Origin of the sequence: Flammeovirga kamogawensis (assembly GCF_018736065.1) — a bacterium.
GTDB classification, from domain to species: Bacteria; Bacteroidota; Bacteroidia; order Cytophagales; family Flammeovirgaceae; genus Flammeovirga; species Flammeovirga kamogawensis.
This window is the reverse complement of the sequence record NZ_CP076128.1, coordinates 2,326,219-2,344,062: the sequence shown is the minus strand read 5'-3', so window position 1 is coordinate 2,344,062 and position 17,844 is coordinate 2,326,219. Positions and strand designations below refer to the sequence as shown.

Genomic DNA, 17,844 nt, shown 5'->3' with positions numbered 1-17,844 from the left:
CTTCTGCTAAATTTAAAATTCTACTTGTTCACTATTTAATTTTTCAAGAACTTGTGTCTCCATTCATTTATCCTTAACAATAAAACCAAACAGTCTAACGGTTCATGGAAAATTCATTGCAAGATATTGTATCAAGATATGTAAATACTACCAACTGTCATATCTTTTTAACGGGTAAAGCCGGTACTGGTAAAACAACTTTATTACGTTCTCTTCATGAAAACACTCACAAAAGTGTGTGTATTGCAGCACCAACAGGTATTGCAGCAATAAATGCTGGAGGAGTAACAATACACTCACTTTTTCAGCTTCCTTTTGGTTCTTTTATTCCTGATCCGAATTTAGAATTAGATGAAAATGCAACAACAGTAGCTCATATTAATACACCTAAATCTTTATTTAAAGGGATGAAAATGGGGGCTACAAAGCGTGCAATTCTAGAAGGAATGGAGCTTTTGATTATTGACGAAGTGAGTATGCTAAGGGCTGATATGTTGGATGCAATGGATTTAATTTTACGTAACGTTCGTAAAAGAAAAGATTTGCCATTTGGAGGTGTACAAGTACTGTTTATTGGAGATATGTTACAGTTGCCTCCAGTAATTAAGCAAGAAGAATGGCAGTACCTCTATAAGTATTATCCGAATGGCTATTTCTTTAATGCAAAAGTGTTTCATGAAACGAGCATGGTACATGTAGAATTAAATAAGGTATACAGACAAGCTGATCCAACTTTTGTAAATATTTTAAATCATTTACGGGAAAACAAAGTAACAAGTAACGATGTAAAAGTGCTAAATACCCATTACAATCCAGATTTTAAACAATCTACAGATGATGGCTATATTCAGTTAACTACACATAATAAAATAGCCAACGAGAAAAACCAGTCTTGGCTTAAAGAAATAAAAGGCAAACAATACGAATACCAAGCAAAAGTTATAGGTGAATTTTCTGAAAGTCAATATCCTAATGAGGAAATTTTAAAATTAAAAGTTGATGCCCAAGTAATGTTTATTAAAAATGATTACTCTGGAGAAAGTCGCTACTTTAATGGTAAAATTGGAAAAATTACCAGACTAACAGACGAAGATATTTATGTTGAATTTGATGATGGAACGCCAGAGTTTAGTGTTGAAAAATACTCTTGGGAAAATAAAAAATATGTTCTCAATAAAGTAACTAAAGAGGTTGAAGAAGTATTAATTGGAGAGTTTCATCAATTCCCATTAAAGTTAGCATGGGCAATAACTGTACATAAAAGTCAAGGGTTAACGTTCGAGAAAGCAATAATTGATGTAGGACGTGCTTTTGCTGCAGGACAAACTTATGTGGCACTATCTCGATTAACTTCTTTAGATGGGTTGGTTTTAGCCTCACCAATTTCTGAAAGAGGAATTGCAATAGATAGAAATTTGAGTGCATTTACTCAGAGTTCTCAGTCAATAGAAGAATTGACTCCACAGTTAAAATTAGAAGCAAGAAACTTTATTCACCAGACTTTAATGAATGCTTTCGATTTAAGTTATCTTACAGATAATTTATTAGAGCACCTTACCTCTTATGATATGCTGGAGAATTTATCGACAAAGCAAAAGCATAAAAAGTGGGCGAAACAACTTTTAGATGAGATACAGAAAATTAAGAAAGTAGGGCAGAGTTTTATGCACCAATCGCATCAGATTATTATAGATGAACACGATGGCTACATCAAACATTTATTAGAAAGAGTCGAGAAAGCAATTGCTTATTTTAACCCATTACTTAAAGAAAAACATAAGTTGGTAATGGATCATCACGATAGTTTAAATGGTCAACCTGGTGTTATTGGGTATAGAAACGAATTAAAAGTACTTTCGTCTCATATTTATAATCAAGGGCAAAGAATGTTACGTTCAGAAAAATTGATCCTGTCTTATATAGATGGTAATGATTTATTGAAACAAGATATTAATAAGCCTGATTATGTAATTAAAAATGAAAAACGAAAAGATATTCCTTTAAAGGCAAAGGTTAGAGTAAGTGGCAAAAACGATACTAAAAGAAAAATTGCAACGCATATTCAGACTTATGTTCTTTTTAGAAATGGAAATTCAGTAGAAGAAATTGCCAGAGAAAGAGGTATTTCTGAAGGAGCTGTGGAAACACATATTGCAAAGTGTATTGGCTTAGGTAAAATTGAGGTTAGCGAGATTATAAAGAGTAAAGTAAAACGCAATAAGATTGAAAAAGCAGTTGAAAATGCTGAAGATAAATCGCTTAAAAGTTTAAAAGAAGTATTGGGCAGTAAATACTCTTACGGAGAGATTAAATATGTTATAGCTGGAATTGAGGCAAATAATTAAACTGATGAATAATTATTCAATTTTAAAATTTAGTTATTTATTGAGTCTTGGTACGCTTAAAATGTGTGATTTAAAATCTTATATCCTAAAATTTATTACCTTTGCTCGCTCAAAAAAGACATAACCATTTATTTAAGACGTTTCGGAAACAGTAATGTGGATGAACAAAATAAGTATTTAAGATATGATTATCGAACCTAGAACAAGAGGCTTTATCTGTTTAACAGCTCACCCTAAAGGATGTGAGCAAAATGTTATTAATCAGATTGAATACGTTAAATCTAAAGGAGAGATTGACGGTGCAAAAAAAGTATTAGTAATTGGTGCATCTACAGGTTTTGGCTTGGCATCTAGAATTACAAGTGCATTTGGTAGCAACGCATCAACTATTGGTGTATTCTTAGAAAAAGCACCTTCTGCAGGTCGTCCGGCTTCTCCGGGTTGGTACAATAGTGCTGCATTTGAGCAACAAGCTCATAAAGCAGGTTTGTATGCAAAAAGTATTAACGGTGATGCTTTTTCTAACGAAATTAAGCAACAAACTATCGACATGATCAAAGAAGACTTAGGTCAGGTTGATTTAGTGATCTATAGTTTAGCATCTCCAGTAAGAACAAACCCAAATACAGGTAAAAGACATAAGTCTGTTTTAAAACCTATTGGTGATGTATTTACAAACAAAACAGTAGATTTCCATACAGGAAATGTTTCTGAAGTAACAATCCAACCAGCAACTGAAGACGATATTGCAAATACTGTTGAAGTAATGGGTGGTGAAGATTGGGACATGTGGATTACAGCTATGAAAGAAGCAGGTGTGTTAGCACAAGACTTCCAAACATATGCTTATTCTTATATTGGGCCAAAATTAACAGAACCAGTTTACAGAAAAGGTACTATTGGTGCTGCAAAAGATGATTTAGAAGCTACAGCTTTCAAGATCACAGAAAAATCTGCTGATCTTAACGGTAAAGCAATTGTTTCTGTAAACAAAGCATTGGTAACACAAGCTTCTTCTGCAATTCCTGTTATTCCTTTATATATATCATTGCTTTACAAAATTATGAAAGCAGATGGAATCCATGAAGGGTGTATTGAGCAAATCCAACGTTTATACGCTGACCGTATTTATGGTGCAGACTTACAATTAGACGATAAAGGTCGTGTAAGAATTGACGATTGGGAAATGCGTGAAGATGTTCAGGCTGAAGTAGATAAACTTTGGGCAATTGCTACAACAGAAAATTTAAATGAAATAGGTGATTTGAAAGGTTATTCTGATGACTTCTTCAACTTATTTGGTTTTAAAGTTGATGGTGTAGATTATGCTGCAGATGTAGATGAAGTAGTTGCTATTCCTTCAATAGGATAGTAATTGATATAAATAAAAACAGCAGTATTCTAAAAAGTACTGCTGTTTTTTTATACTCAAAATATTGTGTTTAATCTTCCCAAAACTCAGGCTCAAATGCATGAGCTTCTACTTCATCAACATCAACATTTAAGTCGTTACCAGCAGAAAATAATTGTTCTTCTGTAGCATGTGCTTCTATCCAAGGAAACAATATACGTTCCTCAAATCTGATGTGGTTATTTAAAAATTGACTTATTGCTAATGCTTGATCATATATATCTTCTGGGGTAGCAGTTACATTTTCAGCCATTTTATGAATAACCTGATGATCGTTTAAGAAACGAGTTTTTAAATTTTTATCAGTTATTAAGTGCAGTAGAGCAACTTCTTCTTTATTTAAATGTTCCTTTAAAACATTTGTATAAAAATCATTGATATAATTTACAATGGTTTCTTTATCTGTATTCTTCGCTTTTTTTAAACGACTACAAAATAATAAACCGTGGTGGTGTTCGTGGGATAATGGAACTAGGTTTTCATTTCTTTTCATAACAATAAGTTATAAAATTACAGAAACATAAAAAAGCCAACCCTTCATATTTAATAGAAAGGCTGGCGTATATTTTTATGCAATTAATAGATTATTTTTTTAGATGCACAAGCAATGCGTCATAATCTACTTTTGCTAATAATTGAGCTTCAGTTTCATGGTCATCAGTTGCTACTGTACCATAAACTTTACTCGCTATATCTTTGTGGTGTTGTTCTAAGAATTTAATAAAGTTAGCTCCCTCATTAGATTTACCTGTTCCGTGAGATGCAACAATTATACTATCAAAACCTTTTATATCATTATAAACTTCTTTAAAATAAGCTGTATCGTTTGGCTTAGAAGTTCCATTTTTCACTTTTTTATTGTGTAAATGCCAATGTAAATGTTTAGGATCTTGTAATGTTTCTTCAGTAATTTTATGTTCTTCTTTTCCTCCTAAAGTATAAATATCAGCAGTGTGATGATCGATTTTTAATAAGCCAAATGATTTCATGATTTCTTTATTTTGATATTATAATTAGATTGTGTTTCAACCCTTTCTTTCAATTATTTTTTGAAAGTTAAAGTAGTTTACTAGCTTATTAATGAAAAGGTTACGGATTATTTATCGATCATAAATGTTTGGTTATTTTTTGATATGAAGTAGTTATTTTCTGATGTTTATTGTGCCTTTTTATTTATAAAGCATACCTAAAACGCATAGAAAATACTGCAACTGCTTCTTTTTCTTGAGTATACACAGGATTTACTGTTAATTGAACATCCGGAGTGAAATTTAAGTGTTCTGTTACCTGCATGTTATAAAACATCTCTAAACCGAACTGACTTTCGTCTACAGTAGGGTCTGATGGCTCTCCTACATTTACACCGATACCAATATTATCAGATTTTGCAATGTTATACATGTACCCACCCATTACCATATAACGCATTAATGCACCATCACCTTCTGAAATGGCAGCTCTAAAAAATGTAGTAGATTTATTAAAAGATTTTGCAGCAGAAAAACAAATTCCTTGGCTGGCCTCTGCAACATATCCTCCTTCTTGGTCGGTTCTAGCATCTTGGTACCAATAAGTAAAGTGAACATTTTCTCCTTCTAAAAAAGATGTTTTAGTATTCCAACCTAATTCTACCCAATACAAATACTCTCCCCTTTTAAATGATTGGAAATTATCAGCAATAAAATAAGTAGGTTCTCCATTGGCATCATGAAAGCCACCTGCTAAATACACATTTGGAATTATATCTTTAATTAATGCTGCAGCACCAAACCCTTGATTAGGAATTGCCATGGCAGGGTTATTAAAAAATGCTTCGCTTAAGTAAAATTTGTATGGGTTTAATAACGGAAACAAATCTATAAAATCTCCTGGGTCCATAATTCCAACAACATAAGCATATTTTCCTTTATCAAAGCTTTGTCGCCAATAGAGGTTGGTTAAACCCCATCCCATATCTTTAAAACTAGCAGTACTTAGTGCAGATCCTGCTTCATAACCTAATTGTCTTGGAGCAGTACCGGTCATACTATGTCGGTTTTCTAATTTAAAAATCAGTGCTGCCTCTGTTGTTTTAGAACTAAAAGGTTCCCAAGTACCAAAAAAACGGTATATGCCACTTGCGGCTATACTTTCTCCATCTTTAACATAAGTGGCAGACTGCCCCAAAAACATATAGTCCATACCAATAGCTACATTGTATTTAAGGTTGATATACCTTTTGTAGTCATAATAATGATCTAAGGGTTTATCCATTGCCTCAACATTTACCCAAGCATCTTTCTTAAGATCATCATTTAGAAGATCCGCATCTACAGATTTTGTTCCCGTAGTAATTTGAAGTTGATCGTAACCAGATTTTGAGTACCCTATTTTTGGAGGCGTAGAAATAACAACTGTATCTAAACGCATATTTTGATACATATCGTATTCTTTTTCTTCATGGAGAGGATTTAAAGTTAGCTCCATTTCGAGCATTTTATCCTCATTAAATTCCTGCATAATTTTAAGCATATAATCACTACTATCTGGTAATGTTATAAACCCATAATCTGGCACAGCCTCTTTCTGAATTGCCCAATAAGGATAACTTGTTCCTTTGAGTGTAATATTTTTGGTTTCGTAGGGAGCAAATATATAAGTAGAATCACCAAGCTGAAGTGTTAAACTATCGTATGTTGTGTTCTCAATAAACAGGTTGGTGTGCTCATGTTTTTCTGTTCCTCTTTTATATTCTATTAGATCTTCTTGTTTTAGAGGTGATTTTATTGTGATCGCACTCGACTTAACAAATCCTCTTTTATTGGTTTCTATATCCCATACTGTTAAATACTTGGCATCTTTATCTAAGACAAGTGCCAATACAAAGTCATCCTTTTTAAATTTTTTGACTACTTCTGATTTTGAGTTTGGGTCTGCATAACCTCTAGCGTCTCTATTTAGTTTAGCATTGTGCCATTGCGCATTACTAATTCCTGGAAGGACTAAAAAAGAAAGAAGGAAACCTAATAGATAGATTTGTTTTTTGTATTGCAATATATTTAGTTTAATCTCTTGGGATGTCATATCAATCATAAAAAGACAATGTAGTATAAGTTACATCAACAAATTCATTTCACAAAAAGTACCTGTTGAAATAGTAGCTCAATTTTAATAAAAAGATTGATATCAAACAAAATTAAGAGCGTTGTATTTTTTTATAATGCATTATTATTAGGAATTGATAAGTTTTAACAATAGAGATTGAGAATTTAATTAAATACTTGTGTATTGTTATTAATAAAATTACATTTGATTAATAACTATTTAACAAATACTTTTTTTTTTATAAAAACTAATCAAATTTAAACTTAATGAGAACTTATTATTCTAATCTATTTATCAGTGCTTTTATGTCAATAGCACTCTTATTTTCATGTACTTCTGAAGAGGTAATTCCTCAAGACAATGATGCTGAACTTGAAACTCCGGAAGAAGAATCTCCTGTAGAAGAAAGTGCAGATATTGATTTAGGAGATGGTACTGTTTTTAATAGAGATAATTTCATTACTTCTTTTAATCAGATTCGTTTTGATGGTGAAGTTGAAGATTTTTATCTTTGGTCTTATTCACACAATAAAGATGAAAATGGGAATTTAATTTCTTCAGAAATCAATTATTCTTTAATAGGAGAATTTGGAAATTCCTTTCAAACTGTGGAACATATTTCTGAAGGGAATGTAATTTTATCATCAATTGTAAAAGGAGAAACATTAGTTGATTATTATCAAATACAATATAATATTAAATATACTTATGATAATAATGGATTTATAATTGGTAGTGAAATAGAATATACTCGTGAGAACTCCACAGATATTAGTATAAATAAATGGTCATATGAGTATAATGAAGAAGGATTATTAACTAAAGCAACATTATTAGAATCTACATTTTTTGAAGAAGGAACACAAAGTGAAAGTTTCGAATTAAAATATAACTCTGAGAATCAAGTTATAGCTATAAGTAGGTTTAAAAATAATGAAGAATTTGGTTCTTATTCTTATGAATATGAAAATGATAAAATAAAAAACAGATCAAGTTCTTCTCCAAATACAGAAAATAGTTTTGTTTATAACTATACATATGATTCGGAAGAAAGAGTAGCTAGTTTACTCTTAAAAGAGATAGTACCTCAATTAAACTTAATAGAAGAATATGAAAATACGTATACATATTCTTCAGACACGTATGAAATAGAATATTCAAAAAATGGATTATTAGATTATATCATTACGTATAAATCTAAGGAGGTAAGACTTAAACTAAGTGACTATACTTATGATGAATCTAGCAATTATATTTCTTTAGATAAAAGATTTTACAATGAAGATTTTGGTTATAGTAGAGTTGAACTTTACGAAGGTACTTTTGAGACTCCTGAATTAGTTAGAGCAGTAAATTACTTAGATTATGTAATTATTGACTTTATAAATATTTATAAAAAGTCGATTGAAATTTATGATTCGTCAAATACATTGGTATATACAATGATTTTGCAACAAGATAATACTATTGAGGTGAAGGATAATGTTGGAAATGTTGTTAATAATGATGATGTATTAAATGAGTATAAGGATAATTTAGAATATGGTTGGTATACTTATTAATCTATTCTTAGATTAAATAAAAAAGGTCTTGAAACTTCAAGACCTTTTTTATTGTAAAATTGTCTCGTCCTGAATTAGTGTTACACAAAACGTAACATTATGAATGAAGATCAAGAATATCAGTACACTAAACGTACACAAAAAGATTACAGCTACTCTTTTAAATTACAAGTTGTAGATGAAGTGGAACGAGGGGAAATAGGTATAACGGCAGCAAGACTTAAATATGGAATACAAGGTCATGGTACCATCCGTACTTGGATAAGAAAGTATGGTAATTTAGATTGGGATAATAAATCTGATTTAAAAATGGGAAAGACACCAGAACAAAAATTATTGGAGCTAGAACAAAAGGTTCTATTATTAGAGAAGCAAAAAGCTTCTTTAGAAAAACAACTCTACGTAACAGATAAAAAAGCAATTTTCTTTGATATGATGATCGATATTGCTGAGGATGAGTTTAATATTCCTATTAGAAAAAAGTCTTTACCCAAGCAGTTGACCAATTCAAAAAAGAAGAAAAAATAGGAGTCAAACCGACTTGTGAATTGCTTGGGTTAAATCGACAAATTTATTATCGTTCGAAAAGAAAAGTAAAAAAGAATAATAGTATTGCATCTAAAGTAGTAGACTTAGTGAAAAGAATTCGTTTGAAACAAACTAAAATAGGGACAAGGAAATTATATCAATTACTTCTTCCTGAATTGCAATTACTAAATGTAGGTAGAGATAAGCTTTTTGATATCATGAGGGCTAATCGACTCGATATCAAGCCTAAAAAACAATATCATGTCACTACAAATTCTCATCACAGGTTTAAAAAGCATAAAAACCTTATTGAGCATTTGGAAATAAATAGACCTGAACAAGTATTAGTTTCTGATATAACTTACATAGGTGAGCGAAGTAACCCAATGTATCTATCCTTAGTAACAGATGCCTATTCTAAGAAAATAATGGGGTTAAATGTATCAGATAGTTTGAATGCAAATGGAGCTATTGCAGCATTAAAAGAAGCACTGAAAAATAGAAACTATGTTGATTTACCAATGATACACCATTCAGATAGAGGATTACAATATTGTAGTCACGAGTATCAACGACATCTTCAGGAAAATAAAGTATTGTGCTCGATGACGGAATCTTACGATCCTTATCAAAATGCGGTAGCAGAAAGAATAAACGGAATTCTTAAGCAAGAATTTATTTTAGGAATAAAAATTAATGATCTCGATTTAATGAATAAATTTATTAGAGAATCTGTATATATTTACAATAATGAAAGGCCTCATTGGAGTAATTATATGAAGACACCTGTTGAGATGCATCAGCAAAGTGAAATAAAAATGAGAACTTATAAAAGTAAAAATAGCACCGAGCTTACACCCGATGCTATCAATATATAATAGTCTAAATCTGTAACGCTATGGACGGACTAGACATATCTCATGGTGGAGAGTTGATAATGACAGATGGATTTGTGTTTTATGTAACAGGTACATTGACAGTTGGTGATGGTGGAATTGTAGATATTAAACAAGAAACCCAAATGGGGATTACTCTTAGAGAAACGGCTGTAATAGAAGTAAAAGGAGGTACATTAAAGACACCTTTTATTAGGCCAACCGTGGCATCAGCTAATGCTGTACACAGAGGATCTTATTTTCAAGATGGAGGTACAGTTATTTTAGGAGGGGATGACCTAGGTGTATTCCATAGTCTTAGTTTACCTTTTAAGGATAACTCATTTGAAATTCAGAATGCAGGTGTTTTAAATGTCTTTGCTACATCAGGATGGGGTATTCACATAGGTGCTAATCCTGAAAATGTAAAAGTACAAGGAGGTAAAGTAAATGTTTTTGTTCCAGAAACACCTAATACTTTCGATCCTGATGCTGCTAATCCTGATTATCCTGTTTTTGTAGTTAATTCAACTTCACCTTTTCATCATTTAGAGACTCACTATATAAAAGCAGATGATGAGGCTTCTAGTTATAAAAATTACGGTAGAGTAAAATTAGATGAAGCTTCTTTTTATTGGAACGGTAGTTCTATTGTAGCATCAGAACCTCAAGATTTACAGATTAATGGATCTATAAAACTAAATACATATTTTGATGGTAATGATAAAGACCTATATGTTAAGCAAAACTTGATTCTTAATAAAGAAGAAGCAATTACTTATACAGGGAATCTAAGAAATACTTCAGCTGATGAAAGTAAATGGTTTAACTCTTCTATTAATAGGGTCAATTTTATTGGAGATTCAGATTCTCAATTAGAGATAGCTTATACTTTATCTGAAGAAGATATTGATTCTGGAGATTCAAATATTTCTTTTGGAAATTTTAGAATTGATAAAGATAATGATACGAATAAGGTAACTCTTATTGCTGATGATACTTTCTCTAAAGCTATAGTAGGCGGAGCGACTACTCAAAATGAATCTAACTTAATTGATTTTGAAGGAGATTTTGAGCTTTTGAAAGGAGGTTTGGATCATAGAAATTACTCAATTAGAATGTTTAGAGAAGGTGCCAATCTTATTAATTATGGTACTATTGGTTTTTATGATGAATCATTTAATGCAGACGGTTCTGAAGGTACTTCAGCAGAAGAAGCATTACTGAAATTTAGAGAAGGAGATATTGTTATTCAGACAAACAATAATTCTATTTTTGGTAATGTTAGATTGTACGGTGAAGAGAATAAGTTAGAATTTACTTCAGATGTATATATCAAAAGAGCTCAATATCTCTCTGGGACAATTTTATTGAAAAATTATACTTTAACAATCGATAAATTACAGTACAATATAGGGCATTCTATATCTTGTTTAGATAATTCTGGTAATCCAATTGATGGATGTATTGAAGCAAAAGTTCCAAGATTTGGTAAAAATTATCTTCAAAGGGGAAGTGAGATTTGGCAACAAAAAAATTATAATAACTTTTTTGTTACAGATGGAAAAGCATCAAGTGGAGGATTAAGGTTGAAAATTGATGAAAATACATTTTTCCAGAATTATTATCTATATAAAGAATATTTTGATTATGATGGTTCAAATACTCATCCCACTTTAGAGAATGGAGAGTGGAATACAAATGTACTTGAACAATTAAAAAAAGATGGTGAATTATTATCTGTATTATTTCCATTAGCAATAGAAGCTAATGATAATTATTATTATACTCCAGCAAGGGTTTCAATAGATGAATTTAATAATACAAACGATGGTTACATTTCTGTGAGACCAGTATTATCAAAATTACCTACTACCAATCAAGCAGGAGCTGACGATTTATTGAATATATACTGGAATATTAATAGAAGTGATTTTGATGAAGATATTGCAACTTTACCAAAAGTAAGATGGTATTTTGGTTTAGAAAACAACTTTGGAGATGGTAATAATCCATTTACTGACGGTAATGATCTAACAGCTGTAGAATTACAAAATTTAGTACCAGGTAAAGTCCTTGATGGAGATTCATTTATTAGAGATAATGTACCTACAGTAGTAAGTGAATATCAAAGAGAAGGTTTTAGTGCTCCTGTTTTTGATGGAGATAATACCATTACGAGTGGTGATATTAAACAAGACGTTTTATTACAATGGTTATGGAAAAATTACAATCCACTTTCTTATCATGATAACACTTTATTATTTGCTTTTGATAAAAATTATGATGGTTCGAGTACTTTCGTTTTAGAGAATTCCAATTATACAGTTGGCTCTTCTGACGCCTTTGATGGAGTACCAGGTATATATGTTTATCAGAATGAATTTGATGGAGATGGGAATTTAGTAAATAATGAATGGGATAATATTAATAATTGGCTTGTTTTAGATGAAACAACAGGTTTTGTTTCTGCTGCAATTGAAATACCAGGAATAGATGATGTAGCAATTTTTGGAACTACACAAGAGTATCAATTCAGTAATGGAGACGTAGCTACAGTACCTAATTCAAAGTTTAGTTTTGTGTCAATTTTTGAAGGAGATGTAGCCGATTTAACAGATAATATTGAGTTAGCAGAATTACGTTTTGAACATACTGTTCAAGGAAGAGGTAGAATTGAAATTAAAGGCAGTGATTTAAATATTGGTAAAGTTAGCGGTAGTGGAGAATTTGATTTAGATTTTGGTGTAATAAAAGCAGAAGCATTTTATCAACCAAAGTTAAATGGAGACTTCGGTATATGGGCTACAAATACAAAAAGTACATTAAAACTTCAATTACCCAAAGAGGTAAAAGTAGGAGAAGAGGGAGATCCTACATTAATATATAATAGACCTGATGTTGGATACAATGGTGAGGGTAGATTAACTGAAATCGAAATATACGATCTTCCTCAACTACCTATTGTAGAAATAAATACTGGAGCAGGGTATTTTACTGAAGATTTAAAAGCGTATACATTAGATATTCGTTTTGATGCCACAGTATACTTAAGAGGGGATTTAGAAAATGGTAACCTTGAAATAGAAAACGAAATTTTACTATTTAATAGTGGGGGATTAGTTTTTGCTAAGGAAGGTGATTACCCAAGGACTGTTATTACAAAAGACATAAGAACTGTTCAATATAGCGGTAAAGATCCTTCTGGGCAAAATCATATTTATGTAGAACAAGGTGCAACAACAAGCCCTCTTCAACATAAATTATATGTAAGTGGCAATATAAATATTGGTGATATTGCAAATTTTGATCTTTTTGGAGCTGGTAATGAAATTTGGGATCCTGAATCTGGAGCAACTGGTAATGCTAGATTTGATGTTACTAATCCATATTCAATAGTTGATTCTAATATAGATACAACAGCTGTAGATGTTTCTAGTGTTAGCTTAATTCTTAATGGTGATACTGATGCATCTCTTACACATAGTGATGTATCTCATAGAGTTCAGTTTGAGTTGTACGATTTAACAATTAATAAAAAAGCAGCGGCCAAATTTACCTTTGAGAAAGGTTTTTCTTTAATGAAAAATGCGGAAGGAAATACAGAAGATAAACCACTTCAATTAATAAGCGGTATTCTTGATTTTAATTTGGATTTAATTACTGATGCAGCTACCTCTGTAATAGATATGCCTATTGATTTGGAGTTAAACTCTGGTGGAGAAGAGTTTTTTATATCGTCAGATGCTCAAGTAATTATTAGAGAGAATACAACATTAAAAGTATCTTCTACAGAGGAATTAACTGGAGGTATTTTATTAGACGGTACTCTTGATATAAAAAATGGGGGTATTGTAAAAATATATAATGGTGATGTAAATAGTAATAACTATTTAAGCTATGGTAGTTCTGGCAATGCAACAATAAAATTAGAAGAAGGTGCAGAGTTATATGTAGGTTCTCAATTAAGAAGACAACAATCTAGTGATAGAGGAACAATTACAATTTACCAAAGTGGTGGAATTATTGAGGTTGGAGGTCAAAATATTCCTTCAGCATTAGATAGTAGAGCAATTTTAGAGATTGTAGACGAAGGTTCTTTGACCTTAGATTATACTTATGTAGTTGGAGAAAATAATTATTTTAAGGTAAAAGCTTCACCTTCATTTAATGTAAATGATGTAAGTATGTTACTTACTCCTAATACACCTTCATTGAGTAATTTCTTTGAAGGTAAATCTTTAGCAAGTCCATCTAGAATATTAGTAGAAGGGATTACCGGTAAAGATTTTATTATCAATGCATCATTACCACTTGGAGATATTGAAATTGTAAGTGGAGAAGTTGGTTTATCTACAAATGACTTAACTATTGTTGGAGATATATACATAAACAATGGGGCTACTTTTGAACAAAAAGATAGAAATGTATCTCTATTTTCTGATATATATAATAGTGGTACTTATTTAGGTACTGATTATACTACAACTTTTATAGGAGGAACAGATCAATACCTATTAAACTATAATAAAGTAGCATCCGGAGATCAAGGTCTATATTCATTTGGTAATATATTAGTCAATATTGAAAATACTATTCTTAATGTAGAATATGGTAAAGATGTAAATGGAAATGATGGTATATCTATTCTTGGTAATTTAGAATTAGAAGAGGCTGCAGATATGAACCTTATTCAAAATGCATATTTATCTTATGGGTTATTTTTAAATGAAGGTTCAGAAATTTCTGGAAGTAATGCTTTAGTGTTTAATGGCAATGAGTCTCAAGTATTGTATTCAAATAATGGTGTAATTGAAAACTGTACCATTGATAATTCTTTTGGGGTTCAAATGAAGGACCCTGAAAATGAAATGGCATTCTTAAACCTTTACATTAATGGAAACTTAAGCTTTTTAGATGGACTATTATCTGTTGCTGAAAACACAATATATTTAGGTACTAATTCTTTCATTTCAGGGAGTAACGGAACTGATGACATTGATGTCAGTTTTAATAGTACAAATATGATCACACTAACGGATAGAAACAGAGATGGCGGTATTATCAAGTTAGTTAATGCAGGAGAAACAGATAATAGTTTTATAATACCATTAGGTGTAGAGAATAAATACACACCGATTGATATTGACCTTACAGGAAATAGTTCAGCCAGTACTTTTGGTATAGCTATTAAGCTTTTGAACGAAAAACCTGTTAAAGCATACAGATCATTGGTAAAAGATGTAGATGGTGAATGGATTAGTAACCCAGAACCTTTTGAAGATACTGATATATTAAATTATGCATGGTATGTTGATTTTGTGAAAACGGATGGCAACCTTATCGATAAAGCAAATATTACAGGTCATAAAGTGAAGTTGAATTTTCACTATGATCAAAATGATATTGAAGATGAATTGGAAGAACCAAAGTATATTTCTTCTATAAACATAAATGATTCTTTTTATCACCAAACAATTGATGAAGTAGATGAAGACAACAATATAGCTTTTATAGAAATTGACGACACATTTGAAGGGTATGATGAAAGTGAAAATTTTGCTGCACTTATTGTTATAGGCGATGAAGATGATATAGTAGTAGATGTTCCAATTTATCGTTCAAGAAATCGAATATTAACTATTAATGTACCTAACGATGGTTCAGATGAACAAAACTGGAGTACAGCTTCTTCTTGGTCTTTATCAACAAATGGAGGAGCAAACTTTGAATCTGCTCCAGACGGTATATACCCTGATGGAGGAGCGATTGTTCTTATTAGACGAGGAACAAAGCTTGTATTAGATTTGGAAGTAGACCTTTCAGATTTAACTATTCAAGGTGAAAACGCAAATTATAGTGATGCCCAATTGATAGTTAAAAAAGATGATTCGAAAACCGATGTTACACGTTCAATTGTAGGTAAAGTTTCTGGTGATGGTGTTTTAGTAATGAGAACACCAGAAATGTTAGACGACAATTGGGTAAACTTCCTTCAAAAAGAAAAAGGAAGTATTATAATGGATATTGAGGGAGAATTATTAGATGAGAATAGAATTGCTTCTGAAATTACAAATATTTCATCTTCAGAACTTATTTCTATTAAAGCCATTGATAATACTGTTTCTGGAATTTATGGGTTTACAACTAGTGCACCTATTGGTTCTGAAGAAGTACCTCCTGGTTCAGGAACATTTGTTGATATTCAATCTTACCCTGTTTACCAATTAAAATCTAATGTTGAAGTTGGAGATGGTGGAATTACAATTAAAGAGTATTCTACTTTAGTCATCGGAGATATTGGTCAAAACGTTTCGGTAGTAACTTCAAAAGTGACAATTGAAAAGGATGGATATTTAGCATTAGCAGGTGGTACCAATCTATTAGTTAAAGGTGAATTTATAGCAAAAGAAGGTGCCAAAATTATAGCTTTTGATAATAGTAATTCACCTAGAATCATCGAATTTAAGAAAGATGTTGATATTGAAACAGGAGTAGACCTATCACCGGATACATTTACTTTTAAATTCACTGGTGAAAATATTCAACAAACGATTAATGCAGAAATACCATCAAGTAGTGTATTAAGAGAATTAATTGTTAATAATAATTTTGTTGAATCAGAAGTAAATGGTGCTGCTGTTGTTTTAGAGAAAAATCTTTTTGTAAAAGATTTAGATTTAATTGATGGTATAGTAGATTCTAAAAATGGCTTTTTACATCATATTGGAACAATATCTTATGCTCCAGATGCAGTATTAAGCGATATGAATTCATATATAATAGGTAAAGCAAACTTCTCTGTTTTAGATGACCATAAAACAAATACTTTCTTTCCAATAGGTACTTTAAGAGAGTTCCATCCAATTGGAGTAGGTCAACTTGAAGAAAAAGATACTCAAAGTAAATTTACAAAAGACATTAGCGATGGTTTTGTTACTTGGGAAGTTCAGTTTATCGGTTCTAAAGCGAGCTTAGAGACACCAACAAAAGTAAAAGATCAAATTAATGGCTATTGGGAAATTAATCCTATTAATGTGGGAGGAAATGGTGCTAGAGCATCTGAAAACTTTACAACTACTTTAAATTTTATTTACACAGGCAAATTAGATGGTATCTCAGATGTAGCTGATTTAAGAATTCTTCATCAAGATATAGATAATGCTGCTGACAGTGATCTTGAATGGAGTTATTTAGGAGATGAAGCAGATGAACCACATCAAGTTTCAACTAATAGAGTAATTCAATCTCAACCTGTAACATTTTCTTATAATGTAAATGCAGGAGCAAGAATGGGCGCTAATTCAAATGCAAGAATAACTAATATTGCAGGAAGTCCTTCAAACAGTGATAATATCGTTACTGTAGGATCTATTTCAGAAGATGAAGAATTACCTGTAGAATTGAGTCAATTTACAGCATCTATAAATAAAGGAAGAGTTATACTTGATTGGAAAACACTTTCAGAAGTAAATAATGATGGCTTCTATATTGAAAGATCTATTGATGGCAGAAATTATGAAGAAGTTGCTTTTGTAAAAGGTAATGGTAATTCTTTTGTAGAGATAGCATATCAATTTGTAGATACTAATCCATATATGGGTATATCATATTATAGATTAGTTCAAGAAGATTTTGATGGAAGTATAGAGATACATGGGCCTATAAAAGTTCAATTAAATTTATCTGAAGATGAATCAGTAGAAAATAAAATTGTAAATATTTACCCTAACCCCTCTTATAATAAAGACACAAAAGTAGATTTATATAATTGGGAAGGTATTGTAGGTGTTTATTTAATAAATAATAATGGTTTAGTATTACAATCAACTACAATTGATAGTAATAAAACAAATTCTACATTATTAAAAACATCAAGTTTACCTTCTGGAATTTATTTTATAAAGGCTGTTTTCAATAAAGAAGTAAAGGTTAAAAAGTTAATTGTTAAATAGTTATTTAAATATATAATAATTTTTTTAAGAAGGAGAGCATAAAAATGCTCTCCTTTTTTATTGCTTTTTCAATTAAAAATTTTG

At 31.0% G+C, this 17,844-nt stretch carries 9 protein-coding genes; 6 read left to right on the top strand and 3 right to left on the bottom strand.

All coding sequences use genetic code 11. The features are described from left to right. Positions 1 to 104: 104 nt before the first annotated feature. Positions 105 to 2,345 carry a helix-turn-helix domain-containing protein gene (locus KM029_RS09340; RefSeq protein WP_144073033.1) on the top strand — a complete coding sequence of 747 codons (2,241 nt, stop codon included), beginning with the start codon at positions 105 to 107 and terminating at the stop codon, positions 2,343 to 2,345. 184 nt (positions 2,346 to 2,529) lie between these two features. Next, on the top strand, positions 2,530 to 3,717 hold the full coding sequence (fabV, locus tag KM029_RS09335; RefSeq protein WP_144073032.1) for an enoyl-ACP reductase FabV: 1,188 nt from the start codon (positions 2,530 to 2,532) through the stop codon (positions 3,715 to 3,717). Positions 3,718 to 3,787: 70 nt separating this feature from the next. Here fabV and KM029_RS09330 read toward each other — a convergent pair whose 3' ends face one another. From KM029_RS09330 to KM029_RS09320, 3 genes are all read right to left on the bottom strand, one after another. Next, a complete protein-coding gene (locus KM029_RS09330) occupies positions 3,788 to 4,249 on the bottom strand; it encodes a hemerythrin domain-containing protein (RefSeq protein ID WP_144073031.1) in 462 nt (153 codons plus the stop codon). A gap of 91 nt (positions 4,250 to 4,340) precedes the next feature. Next, the gene (locus tag KM029_RS09325; protein WP_144073030.1) at positions 4,341 to 4,745 is read right to left on the bottom strand and encodes a hypothetical protein; all 405 of its coding nucleotides are present in this window, start codon (positions 4,743 to 4,745) and stop codon (positions 4,341 to 4,343) included. Positions 4,746 to 4,929: 184 nt separating this feature from the next. Next, positions 4,930 to 6,789 (bottom strand): carbohydrate porin, encoded by a 1,860-nt coding sequence (locus tag KM029_RS09320; protein WP_184679528.1) that lies wholly within the window; start codon positions 6,787 to 6,789, stop codon positions 4,930 to 4,932. Positions 6,790 to 7,106: 317 nt separating this feature from the next. On the opposite strand from KM029_RS09320, the gene KM029_RS09315 reads away from it, so the two are divergent. From KM029_RS09315 to KM029_RS09300, 4 genes are all read left to right on the top strand, one after another. Continuing rightward, positions 7,107 to 8,402, top strand: a complete 1,296-nt coding sequence (locus KM029_RS09315) for a hypothetical protein (RefSeq protein WP_144073028.1) — start codon at positions 7,107 to 7,109, stop codon at positions 8,400 to 8,402. A 99-nt stretch (positions 8,403 to 8,501) separates the two neighbouring features. Beyond that, positions 8,502 to 8,930 carry a transposase gene (locus tag KM029_RS09310; protein ID WP_205125428.1) on the top strand — a complete coding sequence of 143 codons (429 nt, stop codon included), beginning with the start codon at positions 8,502 to 8,504 and terminating at the stop codon, positions 8,928 to 8,930. A 20-nt stretch (positions 8,931 to 8,950) separates the two neighbouring features. Beyond that, positions 8,951 to 9,808, top strand: coding sequence for an IS3 family transposase (locus tag KM029_RS09305; RefSeq protein ID WP_215586339.1), 858 nt, complete (start codon positions 8,951 to 8,953; stop codon positions 9,806 to 9,808). Positions 9,809 to 9,828: 20 nt separating this feature from the next. Then, on the top strand, positions 9,829 to 17,760 hold the full coding sequence (locus KM029_RS09300) for a T9SS type A sorting domain-containing protein (protein WP_144073027.1): 7,932 nt from the start codon (positions 9,829 to 9,831) through the stop codon (positions 17,758 to 17,760). Positions 17,761 to 17,844: the final 84 nt, after the last annotated feature.

What these genes read in the sequence shown, in the direction of transcription:
- KM029_RS09340 (WP_144073033.1), top strand. Translation starts at nt 105, where the DNA reads ATGGAAAATTCATTGCAAGATATTGTATCAAGATATGTAAATACTACC.
- fabV (WP_144073032.1), top strand. Translation starts at nt 2,530, where the DNA reads ATGATTATCGAACCTAGAACAAGAGGCTTTATCTGTTTAACAGCTCAC.
- KM029_RS09330 (WP_144073031.1), bottom strand. Translation starts at nt 4,249, where the DNA reads ATGAAAAGAAATGAAAACCTAGTTCCATTATCCCACGAACACCACCAC.
- KM029_RS09325 (WP_144073030.1), bottom strand. Translation starts at nt 4,745, where the DNA reads ATGAAATCATTTGGCTTATTAAAAATCGATCATCACACTGCTGATATT.
- KM029_RS09315 (WP_144073028.1), top strand. Translation starts at nt 7,107, where the DNA reads ATGAGAACTTATTATTCTAATCTATTTATCAGTGCTTTTATGTCAATA.
- KM029_RS09310 (WP_205125428.1), top strand. Translation starts at nt 8,502, where the DNA reads ATGAATGAAGATCAAGAATATCAGTACACTAAACGTACACAAAAAGAT.
- KM029_RS09300 (WP_144073027.1), top strand. Translation starts at nt 9,829, where the DNA reads ATGGACGGACTAGACATATCTCATGGTGGAGAGTTGATAATGACAGAT.